Here is a 16,301-nt window from a genome sequence, read left to right as displayed (position 1 = left end):
CATACACCCGTGCCATATTGGTGTAAAGTCTGCGCAGATCACCGAATCGACGGATTTTTGCCATTTCACATCAATAATAGCGCTTACAACACATCCATTCTCTACCCATCTCTTCAAAGCTCTCTAATTCTCTCTTTAGCGAAATTCAGGTAGCAAATCAGTCACAGATCATACACGCCAAGCTTAAATTGAGTTAAAAAAACAATATTAATTTTGCAATATTTAATTGCAATCAATATAATAGAAGAAAGAAGAATATGAAATGGAGGAGATTTTCATGTCAGTCTACGACTACAAAGTGAACACCCTTCGTGGTCAGGAAGTTGAAATGTCCAACTATCGTGACAAAGTACTGCTTATCGTGAATACAGCAAGCCAATGCGGCCTCACACCTCAATTCAAAGGTCTGCAGGAGCTTCAGGATAAGTTTAAAGATTCCCCATTTGAAGTTCTTGGTTTTCCAAGCAACCAGTTTGCACAGGAAAAAGGCTCTTCTGATGATATTGCCGAGTTCTGTCAGATGAACTATGGTGTCAGCTTCCCGATGTTCGAGAAAATCGATGTGAATGGTTCAAGCGCTCACCCTCTATTCCAGCATCTTACCAAAGAAGCACCGGGCGTACTCGGCTCCAAAGCCATCAAATGGAACTTCACCAAATTCCTTGTGGATCAGAACGGACGTGTTCTGAAACGGTATGCTCCCAAAACAACACCTGATAAAATTGAAGCAGACATCAAAGAATTGCTTAAATAACAAGTGAAGGCCATCCGCCCCCGGCAGACAGAATGACATGCATTCAGGGAAACGGGTGACCTTTTTTTGTCTAGAACCATCTGTATTGTAAAAAAACATAAAAAAAGAAGCTCCCCATACGGGAAGCTTCTTCTTAATCGTTCTTATGATGCGGTCGAGAGGACTCGAACCTCCACGGGTATACACCCACTACCCCCTCAAGATAGCGTGTCTGCCATTCCACCACGACCGCATGTCGTAAATTATCGGCAACAGAATTGATTATACCCGGTTCTTGTTTAAAAGTAAAGCATTTTTATTAATATCATTTTAACTGCGCTTTTCCTTCCATAAATCGTATAATCTCGTCATTTTCTCCTACGAAGTGCATATGATTAAATTTGATCTCGTTTATATATCCGATTAGTCGGATCACTCTACTTTATTTGTATTAACATCCTTCACATCCTCTCAGCATAATATAACTCATAAAGTTATATAAAATAACATTTAATAGATTTAATATTTAAAAAACCGAGAAACTATTGACAAAAAGCGGATATTTATGTGAATATATATATCATATAATTCGGATTTACAAACATAAAGCGAATCAAAATGGAGTATCAATGTTATTTAATATTACATTTAACGAACGTAGGAGGCGAAAGATTGTGAACCGTGGGAATAAGCTGCTCGATTATGTCAAATTGCTTGATTCCTCTATCCAGGTCGGAGGGTTCACCCATTCCTTCGGTATGGATGCCCATATCGCTGAAGGTACCATTCGTAGTGCTGAAGATCTCGAATCATTCATGCGCTGTCAATTGCACCCCAGCATCGTTCGTTTGGAAGGTATGGCGATTAAAGGCATATACACCGCCGCAGATCACAATGACGCATGGCGTACAGCCCTCATCGACAAGCTTGTCCATGTCCAGCGGACCCCAGTCAATCTCAGAGAACATGCCTCCACAATGGGCAAACGACTGATTAAGCTGGCTCGTGCACTCCACCCCTGGATTGATTTTAGCCTTCTCGAACAAACCCTGGCTAAGTATGAATCCGTTGGCTGCCTCTCCACCGTTCACGCCTGGATTAACCACCACCTCGAAATCCCTGTCGAGGAGGCGGTCCTTGGTTATCTGCATTCAGCCATGAGTGCCTGCATAACTGAAGCCTCCAAAGCGATTCCCCTTAACACCGATACAACCCAGGACCTGTTGGTTCGCCTGGCCGCAGACCTGGAGCATGAATGGCATACCGTCAGCGCCTCTGCTGCGGATGGACTGGTACAACCAACCTCAATGTCCACGAAAACGTTGTTCCCAAGCTTTCACATGCTTGGAGCAGGGCTTCACGCATACAGAGCCTAATTCCCATCCCCTTTTTCTTCATACAACCCACCTCCTCACACAGTAAAATATAAAAACACGCCGCAACCTCATTGCTGGCGTGTTTTTTATGTCAATTATTTTGTATATTTAACGTATTTACGCCATTTAACATATTAAAATACACTTATTTCCGTCTTTTTTAATTGTTAGATGACGCAAATACGTATATAATAAAACATACAGCTCGCATATCTATATATTTTACACCAAGAATAACCAGCTGAACACTACATTCCAACGAGGGGTGAACCCTTTTGAACAAAAAGAAACCTGTGACTCCTTTCGGATGGGCCATTAAACGCCGACTAACCGAACTCCAGGTCGACCAAAAGACATTTTGTGAACAGTATGGCATTCCGCCATATCGTCTGTCCAATCTCATTCACGGCACACGCAAAGCAACCCGGTTCAGGAACCAGGTCGCAGACATTTTGGAAATTCCAGATGATTTAAGATAAGATTTCTGCCAAGGAGGAGCTCATTTCATGAGATACTTAATATCCGATCTGGAGAGATTATCGTTCCAGTCCATGCAACACCAGCTTATCATCGTCGACCACAACTGGATCATTCGAAGCTGCAACACCGCTTGGCAACATGGACTCGGGCAATCGCTTCCCAAACCAAGCGTATCAGGCCCCTCCAGAACAGCACCTGTACCACCTCATTACCTTCATCTTGTAGAGGGGTGGACATTACGCGAGGAAAAAGCAAAGAATGCGAAGATTGTTCAGGAGTTGAAAAGTATCACTGCACCTTTTAAAGACAGTTATACATACGACATCTCCGTTCAAACTGCCCACAACGAACAGCGGTGGTTCCGCCTGGAACTCACCCCATTGATTCAGGCCGACCCATCCCTGCTGTCTGATCTCGCATTGATTGCACATACGGATGTTACCGAACAGAAACAGACAGAGCGCCAATTGAAGAAGGCCCTGTCCGAAGTGCGAACCTTGCGTGGACTGCTTCCCATCTGCGCTGTCTGCAAACAGATTAAGGATGAACAGGACAGCTGGAACTCTGTTGAGAGTTATTTGGAGAAGCACACCCATGCCGAATTCACCCATGATATCTGCCCGGATTGCATCCGAAGACTTTATCCGAAGTACTCCAACATTCTGGACAAGCGCTCCTGAACTCATCCTACGCCATGAACCTAAGCTACACAGACAGATGGTGCTCAAACTGCGACATATCCAATTCTCGCGGTGTTCCTTGCAGTGCAATTGCTCCTTTGTCCATTACATAGATATAATCTGCAGCACCGCGTACAAAATCAATGCTTTGCTCCACCAGTAAGATGGAGATTTCACCCTTTTCCTTAATTTGCAAAATGACCTGCCGGATATCCTCTACGATGGAAGGTTGGATGCCTTCTGTCGGTTCATCCAGAAGCAATAATCCAGGCCGGGAAGCCAGCGCGCGGGCAAATGCCAGCTGCTGTTGCTGCCCGCCACTCAGATCGCCACCCTGCCGTCCATACATCGTGGCAAGCACCGGAAACATCGCCAGCACATCCTCTGGGAACGTCTTTACCCCTGCGCCACTGGTCTCCAGACCCAGCAGCAGATTTTCCTTTACCGTAAGCTGCGGGAAGATTTCCCGTCCCTGCGGCACATATCCAATCCCCGACCTGGCCCGCTTGGCCGGATCGTGGGTGGATAATTCCTGACCTTTCCACTGAATACTTCCTTTGCGCGTTTTAAGAAGCCCCATCAATGTCTTCATCAAGGTGGTTTTCCCTACACCATTACGTCCCATCAGGCATACCACCTGACCTGGCTGGACATCCAGATTCACACCGCGCAGCACATTGCTCTCTCCATAACCGGACTCAATTCGTTGCAGCGACAGCATGGTCATCCCTCCTTTTGCCCAGGTACACTTCAGCCACTCTCGGATCTTCCTGTACTTCCGCCATCGTACCTTCCTTCAGAAGCTTGCCTTCATGCATCACCGTCACTTTGGCTGCATACTCGCGAACAAACTCCATATCATGCTCCACTACCACAACAGACCTTTCTCGCGCAATCTCCTGCAGTAGGCGACCCGTCTTGTGTGTTTCTTCGTCCGTCATCCCCGCTGCCGGTTCATCCAGCAGCAATACACGGGGTTCCTGCAGGAGCAGCATACCAATCTCAAGCCACTGCTTTTCCCCATGTGAGAGTGCCCCTGCACGTGCATCCACACGGTCCTGCAAACCAATCTGGAGCGTAATCCGCTCCATGGCCGGACTTATTTTCGCATACCGCTGAATGCCTAGAGCATGTAACGGAGAACGACGAGTCTCCGCAGCAAGCGTCAGGTTCTCCTGCACAGTCAGACCAGCAAAGATCGATGGAGCCTGGAACTTGCGCCCTACCCCTTTTCGAACAATCTGGTGCTCCTTCAGACGTGTCAGATCCGTACCATCCGCCATCTTCACTGTACCGGACAAGGGTTTGGTTTTGCCGCAAATCACATCCAGCATCGTTGTTTTTCCCGCACCATTGGGCCCAATCAGAAAATGCAGATCATGTTCATGCAGCTTCAGATTCATGCCTTTGACCGCAACAAAACCACCAAACGCCACCGTAATTTCCTCAGCGACCAGGACTACCGGAATGTCAGTAGACTTTTGGTTTTTCCTGACTGACTGGAACATGCACAACCTCTCCTCTCCGTTTCAGCAAGCGCACCACATGACGGTATACACCAACAAGCCCATTCGGCATGAACAAGACCACCGTTACAAAGAGCCCACCAATGACAAACAACCACCCTTCCGGATAAGCTTCACTGATGCCCGTTTTGGCTGCGTTCAGCACCACAGCTCCGATCACAGCACCAATTAGAGTTCCACGACCTCCCAAGGCAACCCATAACACCATTTCAATCGAAGGCACGATCCCCATCATGGAAGGTGAGATGATCCCTACCTGGAGCACAAATAACATACCAGCGATTCCCGCAAGCGCTCCGGAAAGGGCGAAGGCCAGCGTTTTGAACCCTGCCGGGTCATATCCAAGAAAGCGAACCCGATTCTCCCCATCCCGCGCAGCTTCTAGCACCTGACCGAACCTGCTGTTCACAACCCGGCGACAAAGCATATAGGCGAGCACCAGAACGGCAAGCGTTATATAGTAGAGAGCAATCGTTGTCCCTGCCGAATGAAGGGTAAAACCAAAGATCGCGTTATACCCCGTTATACCGTTGGTCCCTCCCGTCCATTCCTGTTTGCCTACAAACAACGTTACTATAATGAGGACTAAAGCTTGGGTCAGGATTGTAAAATACACACCGGTGATCCGATTACGGAACGTGAACCACCCCAGGGCAAAGGCCAGCAATGCCGGAAGGGCAATGCCTAGCAATAACGCCACCGGAAATGACCTGAACGGTTCCCAGAACCACGGCAGACCGCTAAGACCACTCCATCCCATAAAGTCTGGAAGTGTTGTACCACTAGCCTGGAGCTTCAGATACATCGCCATGGCGTACCCACCAAGTCCGAAGAATACGCCATGCCCCAGACTAAGTACTCCTCCATATCCCCAGATCAGATCAAGACCGATCGCCAGAATGGCCAGGGCCAGGAATTTCGCCAACAGACTAAGCCGGAATTCCGTGGAAATGAGTGGAGCCAGACACATCATGATCAGGACAACCGCCCAGATGATCTTCATTTTCAGACTACCCGTCTTGAGAAGCGCCGACATCATATAACCCCCTTCTTCGCATTAATCCAGACTCCGGGTCCGCATGGCAACGAGCCCGCGCGGCTTCCATTGCAGAAAAGCTACAATACAGACAAATACCAGCACCTTGCCAATGGAGGCGGAAGTATACGTTTCGAATAACGTATTAAACATGCCAATTCCGAGTGCACCACACACGGTTCCCACCAGTTTCCCGACACCGCCCAGTACAACCACCATGAACGCATCCACGATATAATACGTACCCAGCGAGGGTCCAATTGGGCCAATAAGTGTCAACGCACATCCGGCAATGCCGGCGATACCCGAACCAATAGCAAACGTCATGCCATCCACTCGTCTGGTAGAGATCCCGAGACAACCCGCCATACTCCGATTCTGCATCACAGCCCTCATCCGTCTCCCGGATGAAGTCCGATAGATGTACAAATACATACACAGCAGTACAACCGCAACCAGCGCGATAATGAAAAGACGTTTATACGGAAAGACAATATCGTCCGCGATGGTCAGACCTCCGTTAAGCCAAGCCGGACTGGATACCCCTACATTTGGCGCCCCAAATATCGTTCGAGCCAATTGTTGCAGCATCATGCCTACGCCCCATGTAGCAAGCAGACTGTCGAGCGGCCTCCCATATAGATGCCTGATCAGCACCACTTCCAGCAACCAGCCTATAAGAGCCGCCACACCAAAGGCGATAGGCAAAGCCACAATAAAATAGACATCAAACCACGCTTGCGGAGCATACGAAATGAACAGGTTTTGCGTCACATACGTAGCGTAAGCGCCGATCATGATCAATTCACCATGAGCCATGTTAATGACATTCATCAATCCAAATGTAACCGCGAGTCCCAACGCAATCAGCAGCAGGATGGAACTGATGCTTAACCCATTGAACATTTGCAGGACAAACATATCCATCGCCTTTCCCTCCTCATGCTGTGAACATCTGAAATTTTATACAAGATAAAGATACCACTCATATTTCGCATCAACGCTTTACTGTGATGTTGTAAGAGGGTGTGTTGTCTCACCCTCGTCTGTTATTCAGCAGTTTTGACGTGAGATGCCCATGCTATTTGGTACTGAGGAAAGCACCCCATTCGTACGTTTTCAGATACGGATCAGGTTTGACTGGTGCGCCGGAGTTCCACAATTCCTTGAATTGTCCATCTTCCTGCACTTCGCCAATCCGCACCGTTTTGTAGATATGCTGGTTCTCTCCGTCCACCGTCACTTTTCCTTCCGGTGCATCGAATTCCAGGCCTTTGGCGGCCTCCTTCACCTTTTCAACATCGGTTGATCCGGCTTTTTCCACGGCTGCTTTCCACAGATAAACTGCCACATATCCCGCTTCAATCGGATCGGCCGTCACCCGGTCAGCTCCATATTTTTCTTTATATTTCTCTACAAATGTTTTATTTTCAGGTGTATCTGTTGTCTGATAATAGTTCCAGGAGGCCAAATGCCCTTTCAGTACATCCGCACCAATCCCCCGAATTTCTTCCTCCGCCACACTCACTGACAGAGTTGTCAACTGTTCGGAAGAGATCCCGGCATCATTCAATTGTTTGAAAAACGCAACATTACTGTCTCCATTCAGTGTGTTGTATACAATATCCGGCTTGGCAGCCTTGATTTTGCTGATAATCGTACTGTAATCCGTGTGCCCCAGCGGTGTATATTCTTCGCCTACCACTTCGCCACCCTCAGCCGCAAGCTGAGCTTTGATGACCTGATTGGCCGTTTTCGGAAAAACATAATCCGAACCCAGCAGGTAAAACTTCTTGCCCCTGTTCTCCAGCAACCAGGTTACGGACGGTACGATCTGTTGATTCGTTGTGGCTCCTGTGTAAAAAATGTTTGGTGATGATTCCAATCCTTCATATTGCACTGGGTAAAACAACAGACCCTTGTTCTGCTCAAACACCGGAAGCATCGCTTTCCTACTCGCAGAGGTCCATCCACCGAATACAGCGGCTACTTTATCCTGCTGCAGCAACTTTCCAGCCTTCTCCGCAAATGTAGGCCAATCGGAAGCACCGTCCTCAATCACAGGCTCGATCTGTTTACCCAGAACTCCGCCCGCTGCATTGATCTCTTCAATGGCAAGCATCTCCGCATCCTTAACGGACACTTCACTGATCGCCATCGTTCCACTTAGGGAGTGAAGAACACCTACTTTAATCGTATCTCCGGATGAAGCTGGTTCTCCCGCCCCACCGGAACTCGACGCCTCAGGCGGCGTGCCACCTTCCACACATCCTGTCAACGCAATGACTGCACCGAGCAAAACACTCCATAACTTGACCGACCTCTTCTTCAATAGCCTACACTCCCTTTTTTTAGTCTATTGACGAACATTAAGGTCATATATGTCCGAAATGTTCGTTGATCCAAATTATGGAGTCTTACACTCACCGTGTCAATAATGCTTACACAATTTTATTTTGTGCATACTTGTTTCATGCATGCTGCTAATATAATTGGAACCATATTGACAAAGGGTCCACCCTGTGTGAGTATATTTAACATATAACATGATCCATGACGACATAGACTATCTAAGGGAAAGGTCGGATTACCTTGCACTGGACTGAGCAGGAAAAAGAAAAACTCCTGATTACCGTGGCTGCTAACCTCGCCCGCGAACGCAGAGGACGCGGACTTAAACTGAATGTTCCTGAAGCTATCGCATTATTGACCTCCGAGCTCATGGAACGTGCACGCGACGGCATGAGTGTTGCAGAGTTGATGAGATACGGCGGCACGATCCTGACACGCGAAGACTGCATGGAAGGTGTACCCGATATGATCCCTGAGGTACAGGTGGAAGCCACTTTTCCTGACGGAACAAAGCTGGTCACTGTCCATGAACCTATACGCTGAGAAAGGCAGGAGAACTCCATGATCCCTGGTGAATATCGCTTAAAAAAGGATGATGAGATCGTCTGTCATCCCGATCGCTCAACCGTGCGTCTGATTGTATTGAACCGCGGCGACCGTCCCGTTCAGGTCGGTTCTCACGTTCACTTCTATGAAGTCAATGCTGCGCTGGACTTTGATCGCCCTTCCGCTTTCGGACACCGCCTGCATATTCCGGCAGGCACCGCTGTCCGTTTTGAACCCGGCGAAGAAAAACCGGTCGAACTCACCACATTTGGCGGCAAACGTCAGATTTATGGATTTAACGGATTAACCGAAGGATCCGCAGATCAGCCACCTGATCCACAGAAACTGGAAACATTTCTGAAGGCATTTGCGCCCCCTATGCAGGACGGAGGGAACCCTTTATGAAACGAATGAGCCGCGAACAATACGCATCCATGTTCGGCCCCACCACCGGGGATGCCGTCAGACTGGCGGATACGGAACTATGGGCAGAGATTGAGCATGATTATGCTGTCTATGGGGATGAAAGCAAATTCGGCGGCGGTAAGGTTATTCGCGACGGGATGGGTCAGTCCACATCAGCCCTTCGTAGCGATGGCACACCCGATACCGTCATTACAAACGCCGTCATCATTGATCATTGGGGGATTGTAAAAGCGGACATCGGTATTCGCGATGGCCTCATCTGCGCAATCGGCAAGTCCGGCAACCCGGATACGATGGATGGAGTCGATCCCGCGCTGGTTATTGGCGCATCGACCGAAATCATTGCCGGGGAAGGCATGATTGTGACCGCGGGAGGCATTGATACCCATATTCATTTTATTTGTCCACAACAGATTCAAACGGCATTATCTTCAGGAGTAACAACCATGATCGGCGGCGGTACAGGACCTGCAACCGGAACCAAAGCCACCACCTGTACACCTGGAGCCTGGCATATCCACCGTATGCTGGAGTCCGCAGAGGCATTTCCCATGAATATCGGTTATCTCGGCAAAGGCAACAGTTCCAGCACCGCTCCATTAATTGAACAGATTGAAGCCGGTGTCATTGGACTGAAGCTGCATGAAGATTGGGGTACAACGCCAAGCGCTATCGATGCCTGTCTGACCGCAGCCGGAGAGCATGATGTTCAGGTAGCCATTCATACCGATACGCTGAACGAGACCGGATTTCTCGAAAATACACTGGCGGCCATTAACGGACGCACAATCCACACCTATCATACGGAAGGTGCTGGCGGCGGACACGCGCCGGATATTATCCGCGCTGCCGGAGAGTCTTACGTCATCCCCTCTTCAACCAACCCAACACGTCCTTACACACGCAATACCGTAGAAGAACATCTTGATATGCTGATGGTTTGTCACCATCTGGACCCATCCATCCCTGAAGACGTTGCCTTCGCTGATTCGCGGATTCGGCCCGAAACGATCGCGGCCGAAGACATTTTGCATGATCTTGGCGTATTCAGCATCATCAGTTCCGATTCGCAGGCAATGGGTCGGGTTGGCGAAGTCATTATTCGCACCTGGCAAACCGCCGATAAGATGAAAAAGCAGCGAGGCAAGCTTGAACTGACCTCAGGCTCCCCGTCCGATAACGATCGGATCAAAAGGTATGTCGCCAAATATACGATCAATCCGGCTATTGCTCACGGCATAGGCCATCTCGTCGGTTCCGTGGAGGTTGGCAAGTTGGCAGACCTGATCGTCTGGAACCCAGCCTATTTCGGGGTAAAGCCCGAGATGGTCATCAAGGGAGGCATGATCACCTTCGCCCAGATGGGTGACCCCAACGCTTCGATCCCTACGCCGCAGCCCGTATTCGGAAGGCCGATGTTCGGTGCTTACGGCGGCGCACTTGCCAAAGGGTCGATCACTTTTGTCTCCCAAGCCGCAGCAGATGCGGGAATCAAGGAGGAGCTAGGTTTGAACAAGCGCGTTGAACCCGTCAAAGGCTGCCGTTCGGTGAGCAAAAAAGACATGATTCACAACGACGTTACACCCATCATTGAAGTCGATCCCGAAACCTATGAGGTACGGGCTGATGGTGAGCTTCTCACCTGTGAGCCCGCGGATGAGCTACCGATGGCACAACGCTATTTCATGTTTTGACAAAGGGGGCCACGCATGATGATGCACAGCGGCACGAAATTACTCCGTTATGTTCAACTGCTGGATTCGGCCCTGCCCATTGGCGGGTTCTCCCACTCGTTCGGTCTGGAGGCATACACTCATGATGGCAGGATACGGACCACCGCCCAACTCGAACAATTCATTCGCGGCCAGCTTCATTCCAGCCTCGTACGGTTCGATGGTCTCGCCATCAAAGGTGTCTACCAGGCCATTGAGCAACAAGATGCCGCCCTTCTAGCCCTTTACGACAAACGTGTACACGCCCAGCGAACCCCCAGGGAACTGCGGGAAAGTGGGCACAAGATGGGGAAGCGATTACTCAAACTCGCCAGATCACTATATCCGTGGATGGACTTTTCTCTAATCGATGAAGCCGTTCAGGAACATGGTGCTTTTTGTGGCATTACAACGATTCACGGCTACATCAATTATCAACTGGAAATTGGACTGGACGAAGCCGTCACCGGACATCTGTACACTTCTGTTAATGCTTATGTAAATAGCGCCTTGCGTCTTCTGCCCATTGGGCAAACCGAAGCACAGATGCTGATCCAGAAACTTTTGAATGATATCGACTCTGAATGGTCTCAATTCCGGAATAACGACCCGGAAGACATGCACAGCTTCGGTATTGCCCAGGAAATCTATGCTATGCGGCACGAGAGCCTGCCAGCCCGTCTGTTCATGTCCTAACTACATTAATTCAAAACCAAGGAGGAATTTGTTATGTGTGGAGGAGCTAATCATACGCATCATGCGGAATGGGAACGTAAGGTATTTGATCGGAGTCGACCAATGCGAATCGGAATCGGTGGGCCGGTAGGTTCAGGAAAAACGGCCCTAGTAGAGAAGCTGTCCAAGGCACTGCGTACACGCTACAGCCTGGCCGTTATTACCAATGATATATACACGAAGGAAGATGCCGAGATTTTGCTGCGTCAGAATGCGCTCGCACCGGAACGTATTATCGGTGTAGAGACGGGAGGATGCCCACATACCGCTATTCGCGAGGATGCCTCAATGAATTTCGAAGCCGTTGATGAGTTGATTGAACGCTTTCCTGACCTGCAACTGATCTTTATCGAAAGCGGCGGCGACAATCTCTCGGCTGCATTCAGCCCGGAACTGGCGGACGTATTCATTTACATTATTGATGTGGCTCAGGGGGAAAAACTGCCTCGCAAAGGTGGTCCGGGTATTAGCCGTTCTGACCTCCTGCTCATTAACAAGACTGACCTTGCCCCTTATGTTGGCGCAAGCCTGCAAGTAATGAAGGATGATACTGAACGGGTACGCGAAGGACGGCCGTATGTGATGTCGAACCTGATGAGCGGTGAAGGGGTATCCGAAATCGTCCATTGGCTTGAACATCAATATATGGATGACGATGCTTCCGCTGCGCATCTGCATACACACACCCATGAGCACGGAACGACTCATAGCCACTAATTCCTCTTCCTCTTTACATGGAGTTGAACATGGACTGAATCGCAGCACTGGAGAGGCCGTGATACGCCGCAGCGAGCTTCGGGCTACTTTCGCCCTCCAAGGCGGGCGCACCGTCATGACCGATCGGTATTACAGCGCCCCTCTCCGGTTCAGCCGATCCTTTCGACCTCCGGGTGGCGGAGATGAATTATGTGTATACACTTCAGACGTCTCTCCAGGCGTACTGAACGGTGACCATTATCGATCCGAATGGCAATTGGGCCAGAACACTCACTTAATGCTAAGCAGCACATCAGCCACGAGGCTTCATCCCACACCTACTATTCCGTCATCTGTGAACCATCACTTTCGGCTGGAGCAAGGAGCGGTGCTGGAGTACTTCCCTGAATGCGTTATTCCGTTTAAAGGTAGCTCATCCTCACTCACCACGACCTTCGAGTTGGGTGAACAAGCAATACTTGCGTATGCGGATATCTGGTCCGCTGGACGGATTCATCGGGGAGAAGTCTTTCAGTTCAAGCGGTATCGCAGTCTGACAGAAATCTGGCAAGGGAAGCAATTGGCCGTATGGGATCGCTTCGGGCTCGAACCAGAATCGGACGATCCAAAATCACCCGCAGCGTTGTTAGACTACACCCATACTGCGGCTTTATGGATGATCGCCCCTGGATTGGGCGCAGCACAGTTGGAGTCCGTACGGTCCATTTTGCCCCCAGATGGTCGCATGCTTGCCGGAGCTAGCTTGCTCGCTACAGGCGGGATTGGTGTTCGTTTGCTCGGAATGGCTGCCTGGGAACTTCAGGAGCAATGCCTTCAGATCTGGAACACCCTTCGCTCCGATCTTTTGGGTAAACCTAGCCTCACATTCCGCAAGTGAAGGCTACACGTCTATCAGACTAACAACTTTCGGAATCGCATGTTCATGTTGCAACGAGTTCCAAAGAAAAAACCTCTGAACCACTCTCCGACGGGTTTCGGATGTATTCAGAGGTTTTTTATAATATACGCAGATAATCCAGTCAAGTTGTAGCTTTCACTAACTTGTACTACAACAGCTCGTCTCCTTTGGGCTTATCTTCTGCCTTGTAACGAAAGCCGCCTGAATCCCTGCTTTCCTTGGATTTGCGATAACGGGTAAATTCAATATATTCACTGATAAAAGACTGTTCCACAGTCGATAATTCGCTTTCTTGGCAATTCAATTGCCGCAACACGTCAAAAAAATAATCCTCCCGTTTTTCCCGTACCATCGCCTCCTTGGATGGACGCCCAATCATGAGCCAGTCAAGGCTCACATCAAAAAACGAAGCAATCTCAATTAGTTTATTCGTACTCGGAATAGATTTACCGCGTTTCCAGTCACCCAGATTGCCCGTGCTGATCTTCAGCTGTTGGCAGAAAGCCTTCTTGGTCATTCCTCGTTCGGCAATCAGGTGTTCAATTCGCTCATAGATCGACTGCATACAGAACCGCCTTCCAACCGTAATAATCAATACATGTACCTAAATTATACCACAACCTTCTTGAATCCTCAGCCTTTTAATCCCAGGAATACGTTCTGGTATTTCTCATAACACAAAGATAGACTCCCATGAATAATCATGAGAGTCTATCTTATAACGTTTGTTGCTGTGATGCGGTCGAGAGGACTCGAACCTCCACGGGTATACACCCACTACCCCCTCAAGATAGCGTGTCTGCCATTCCACCACGACCGCATATTCAATTGTAAAAATGGTGAGCCATGAAGGGCTCGAACCTTCGACACCCTGATTAAAAGTCAGGTGCTCTACCAACTGAGCTAATGGCTCTTGCTGTAACTTCACCGAATGTGCCATACGTAACTCTTTTGTTTAGGAGCTATGACTTTTTGAGGATTCCTCATCAGGATTGTGCATCCCTGAGGTGGTGAAGATAATGACCCGTAGGGGATTCGAACCCCTGTTACCTCCGTGAAAGGGAGGTGTCTTAACCCCTTGACCAACGGGCCTTGTAAACAAGTTGTCTTTCTTGGCGACAAGAATGAGTATATCATAGGCTAACTTAAATGTGCAACACTTTTTTTCAAACTTTTTTATGCACTCCTTTTCACCCCTTCTCCATAAGTTCAAGAGCGTGTTCACGCCTGAGATGTCTTTCACATATTTATCACCGTAATCATCGTAATTTGTAAAATTAGTATCAAAAAACTTAAATACACTTACATTCACTTATAATATTGCAAATATCATTATTAGTACTTATAATTAACCTATCAGTTATATACACGGTCAGATACGTATAAGGAGGCGGCACGTTTGTTTCAGGAAGAACGAATGCAGCTGATTATTGAACATTTGCGTAAACACAATCGCATCTCGGCTGATGATATTGTATCCCTCTTTGACGTTTCCCGGGACACAGCACGAAGGGATCTGATCAAGCTTGAAGAACAGGATGCCATTATCCGAACGCGCGGCGGTGCAATTCTCCCCGTTCCACCAGATGAGCACCGATCCTATAAAGATCGTTTGCTCCACATTTCCGATGAAAAAAGAGCTATTGGCAAGCTAGCCGCTGCTATCGTCCGCCAAGGCGAACACATTATTCTGGATTCTTCCACTACAGTGCAGACTTGTGCCGAAAATCTAAACGGCAAGTCCTGTACCGTCATCACCAATTCCATTTATTCAGCTGAACTTCTCTCCAATCATACCGCTGTCGAGATTCGTTTGCTGGGCGGCAAAGTCGATAAGGAGCAACGTTACGTCTATGGTACTTCAGTGATTGAAACTCTTTCCCATTATTATGTAGACAAAGCCTTTATCGGCATTGGCGGAATTACGATGGACGGCTTCAGTGCCTCTGAAGAAGAAGGAAAGATCAAGCACAAAATGATGCAGGCTGCGAAACAGGTTATTGTACTCGCTGACCATTCCAAGTTTGATAGGCGTTATGGTTATCGTTTTGCGGACTGGTCACTCGTTGATATGTTAATTACAGATCAATGGCCTTCCCAAGATTGGCGAACCTTTCTGGCCGAACAACAAGTCGAGATTCTCATTCCTGAACCTACAATTGAAAAGGAGTTGTAACATATGAAATTATTTGCTACCGATTTAGATGGAACCCTATTGAACAGAGACAGTCAGATCAGCCCGGAAAACGCAGCTGCAATCCATAAGGCGCAACAAGAAGGATTGAAGATTACGATTGCTACAGGCCGGGTCTATTCCGACGTATTAACTATAAGCAGCGAAGGCGGAATTAACACGCCAGTCATTGGCTCCAACGGAGCTACCATCCACGATGTCAACGGTGAACGCCTATTCCATCTCCCACTTGAGCGTGAAACGGCCGCATCCGTCATGCAGTGGCTGGAGGATCATCATTGCTACTACGAGGCCTCCACACAACAGGGTATTTACGCTCCTATAAGCAGCCACGAGGCGATGCTCGCTGAGATGGATCGCATCCTGGGTTCGAGTCCCGGGGAGGATATTGAACGCCTTATTCGAGCTGTTAAGAAGCACTATGACAAGAAAGACTATCACCGCGTAAACTCCCATCAGGAAATCCCTTCCGAAGCTTACATTTACAATATTATGGCCTTTTCAATGGATCCGGCTCAATTGCAGCAGGGACGCGAATACTTTGCTTCTCGCTCCGATGTAGCCATGGTAGTGTCCTCTGAACACAACTTCGAAATGCAGCATCCTGATGTATCCAAAGGTAACGCCTTAAGCAAACTGGCAGCTCATCTGAACATTTCCATGGAAGATACAGCAGCCATTGGTGATAACTTCAACGATGTATCCATGCTCAAAATGGCAGGGCTAGGTATTGCCATGGGCAATGCTGAACCGGAGATTAAGGCGCTTGCCAAGGCTATCTCCTTGACCAATGTGGAGCATGGTGTCGCACATGCCATTCAGTGTGTTCTTGAAGGCAAGCCCGTTTCCCGGCCGGAGACCGTCGTTGAAGGCGGTCAGTAATCGATTGT

18 protein-coding genes, 4 tRNA genes and 1 pseudogene are annotated in these 16,301 nt (G+C 48.6%); 12 read left to right on the top strand and 11 right to left on the bottom strand.

The window, feature by feature from the left end; translation table 11 throughout:
* The first annotated feature begins 277 nt into the window (after positions 1–277).
* A complete protein-coding gene (locus ACDJ58_RS05630) occupies positions 278–754 on the top strand; it encodes a glutathione peroxidase (RefSeq protein ID WP_024629320.1) in 477 nt (158 codons plus the stop codon).
* Here the strand turns inward: ACDJ58_RS05630 and ACDJ58_RS05625 are convergent.
* Both ACDJ58_RS05625 and ACDJ58_RS05620 read right to left on the bottom strand, forming a co-directional pair.
* A pseudogene (locus ACDJ58_RS05625) lies at positions 742–834 on the bottom strand (hypothetical protein); the annotation flags it as partial. The gene ACDJ58_RS05630 and the pseudogene ACDJ58_RS05625 overlap by 13 nt on opposite strands.
* Positions 835–903: 69 nt before the next feature.
* Positions 904–986: transfer RNA gene (locus ACDJ58_RS05620), tRNA-Leu, on the bottom strand.
* Between the two features lie 421 nt (positions 987–1,407).
* Between ACDJ58_RS05620 and ACDJ58_RS05615 the strand changes: the two genes are divergently transcribed.
* From ACDJ58_RS05615 to ACDJ58_RS05605, 3 genes are all read left to right on the top strand, one after another.
* The gene (locus tag ACDJ58_RS05615; protein WP_413376199.1) at positions 1,408–2,109 is read left to right on the top strand and encodes an urease accessory protein UreF; all 702 of its coding nucleotides are present in this window, start codon (positions 1,408–1,410) and stop codon (positions 2,107–2,109) included.
* 275 nt (positions 2,110–2,384) lie between these two features.
* The gene (locus ACDJ58_RS05610) at positions 2,385–2,588 is read left to right on the top strand and encodes a hypothetical protein (RefSeq protein WP_063564423.1); all 204 of its coding nucleotides are present in this window, start codon (positions 2,385–2,387) and stop codon (positions 2,586–2,588) included.
* A gap of 27 nt (positions 2,589–2,615) precedes the next feature.
* Positions 2,616–3,269, top strand: coding sequence for a hypothetical protein (locus tag ACDJ58_RS05605; protein ID WP_413376197.1), 654 nt, complete (start codon positions 2,616–2,618; stop codon positions 3,267–3,269).
* A gap of 25 nt (positions 3,270–3,294) precedes the next feature.
* On the opposite strand, the gene urtE is transcribed toward ACDJ58_RS05605, so the two are convergent.
* From urtE to urtA, 5 genes are all read right to left on the bottom strand, one after another.
* Positions 3,295–3,990: an urea ABC transporter ATP-binding subunit UrtE gene (urtE, locus tag ACDJ58_RS05600; RefSeq protein ID WP_413376195.1), complete on the bottom strand. Its 696-nt coding sequence runs from the start codon at positions 3,988–3,990 to the stop codon at positions 3,295–3,297.
* Entirely contained in the window at positions 3,968–4,777 is an 810-nt protein-coding gene (urtD, locus tag ACDJ58_RS05595) for an urea ABC transporter ATP-binding protein UrtD (RefSeq protein ID WP_413376193.1), read from the bottom strand. The genes urtE and urtD overlap by 23 nt, the downstream gene beginning before the upstream one ends.
* The gene (urtC, locus tag ACDJ58_RS05590; RefSeq protein WP_413376191.1) at positions 4,740–5,834 is read right to left on the bottom strand and encodes an urea ABC transporter permease subunit UrtC; all 1,095 of its coding nucleotides are present in this window, start codon (positions 5,832–5,834) and stop codon (positions 4,740–4,742) included. The genes urtD and urtC overlap by 38 nt, the downstream gene beginning before the upstream one ends.
* Positions 5,835–5,852: 18 nt before the next feature.
* On the bottom strand, positions 5,853–6,758 hold the full coding sequence (gene urtB / locus ACDJ58_RS05585; RefSeq protein WP_413376189.1) for an urea ABC transporter permease subunit UrtB: 906 nt from the start codon (positions 6,756–6,758) through the stop codon (positions 5,853–5,855).
* Between the two features lie 154 nt (positions 6,759–6,912).
* A complete protein-coding gene (gene urtA / locus ACDJ58_RS05580; RefSeq protein ID WP_413376187.1) occupies positions 6,913–8,163 on the bottom strand; it encodes an urea ABC transporter substrate-binding protein in 1,251 nt (416 codons plus the stop codon).
* A gap of 260 nt (positions 8,164–8,423) precedes the next feature.
* Here urtA and ACDJ58_RS05575 point away from each other — a divergent pair, with 260 nt between their 5' ends.
* The 6 genes from ACDJ58_RS05575 to ACDJ58_RS05550 are packed head-to-tail and all read left to right on the top strand — an operon-like array spanning position 8,424 to position 13,196.
* Positions 8,424–8,726 carry an urease subunit gamma gene (locus tag ACDJ58_RS05575; protein ID WP_076291707.1) on the top strand — a complete coding sequence of 101 codons (303 nt, stop codon included), beginning with the start codon at positions 8,424–8,426 and terminating at the stop codon, positions 8,724–8,726.
* Positions 8,727–8,744: 18 nt separating this feature from the next.
* A complete protein-coding gene (locus ACDJ58_RS05570; protein WP_413376185.1) occupies positions 8,745–9,134 on the top strand; it encodes an urease subunit beta in 390 nt (129 codons plus the stop codon).
* On the top strand, positions 9,131–10,849 hold the full coding sequence (ureC, locus tag ACDJ58_RS05565; RefSeq protein ID WP_413376183.1) for an urease subunit alpha: 1,719 nt from the start codon (positions 9,131–9,133) through the stop codon (positions 10,847–10,849). Before ACDJ58_RS05570 ends, ureC begins: the two co-directional genes overlap by 4 nt.
* Positions 10,850–10,864: 15 nt before the next feature.
* Positions 10,865–11,563: an urease accessory protein UreF gene (locus tag ACDJ58_RS05560; protein WP_413376181.1), complete on the top strand. Its 699-nt coding sequence runs from the start codon at positions 10,865–10,867 to the stop codon at positions 11,561–11,563.
* Between the two features lie 33 nt (positions 11,564–11,596).
* Complete coding sequence (gene ureG, locus ACDJ58_RS05555; protein ID WP_413376179.1) at positions 11,597–12,319, top strand: urease accessory protein UreG; 723 nt, start codon at positions 11,597–11,599, stop codon at positions 12,317–12,319.
* 58 nt (positions 12,320–12,377) lie between these two features.
* A complete protein-coding gene (locus ACDJ58_RS05550) occupies positions 12,378–13,196 on the top strand; it encodes an urease accessory protein UreD (protein WP_413376177.1) in 819 nt (272 codons plus the stop codon).
* 169 nt (positions 13,197–13,365) lie between these two features.
* Here the strand turns inward: ACDJ58_RS05550 and ACDJ58_RS05545 are convergent, their stop codons facing one another.
* The 4 genes from ACDJ58_RS05545 to ACDJ58_RS05530 all read right to left on the bottom strand — a co-directional run bounded on the left by ACDJ58_RS05545 (position 13,366) and on the right by ACDJ58_RS05530 (position 14,309).
* Complete coding sequence (locus ACDJ58_RS05545) at positions 13,366–13,782, bottom strand: helix-turn-helix domain-containing protein (protein ID WP_413376175.1); 417 nt, start codon at positions 13,780–13,782, stop codon at positions 13,366–13,368.
* 172 nt (positions 13,783–13,954) lie between these two features.
* A tRNA-Leu gene (locus ACDJ58_RS05540) sits at positions 13,955–14,037 on the bottom strand.
* A gap of 17 nt (positions 14,038–14,054) precedes the next feature.
* Positions 14,055–14,130, bottom strand: a tRNA-Lys gene (locus ACDJ58_RS05535).
* Positions 14,131–14,237: 107 nt separating this feature from the next.
* Positions 14,238–14,309 (bottom strand) — tRNA-Glu (locus ACDJ58_RS05530).
* Positions 14,310–14,616: 307 nt separating this feature from the next.
* Between ACDJ58_RS05530 and ACDJ58_RS05525 the strand changes: the two genes are divergently transcribed.
* A complete protein-coding gene (locus ACDJ58_RS05525) occupies positions 14,617–15,393 on the top strand; it encodes a DeoR/GlpR family DNA-binding transcription regulator (protein WP_413376173.1) in 777 nt (258 codons plus the stop codon).
* A gap of 3 nt (positions 15,394–15,396) precedes the next feature.
* Positions 15,397–16,293: a Cof-type HAD-IIB family hydrolase gene (locus ACDJ58_RS05520; protein WP_413376171.1), complete on the top strand. Its 897-nt coding sequence runs from the start codon at positions 15,397–15,399 to the stop codon at positions 16,291–16,293.
* The last annotated feature ends 8 nt before the right edge of the window (positions 16,294–16,301 follow it).

The sequence above is a fragment of the Paenibacillus taichungensis genome (assembly GCF_047302525.1).
Taxonomy (GTDB): domain Bacteria; phylum Bacillota; class Bacilli; order Paenibacillales; family Paenibacillaceae; genus Paenibacillus; species Paenibacillus taichungensis_B.
This window is presented reverse-complemented; position numbering and strand designations above follow the sequence as displayed.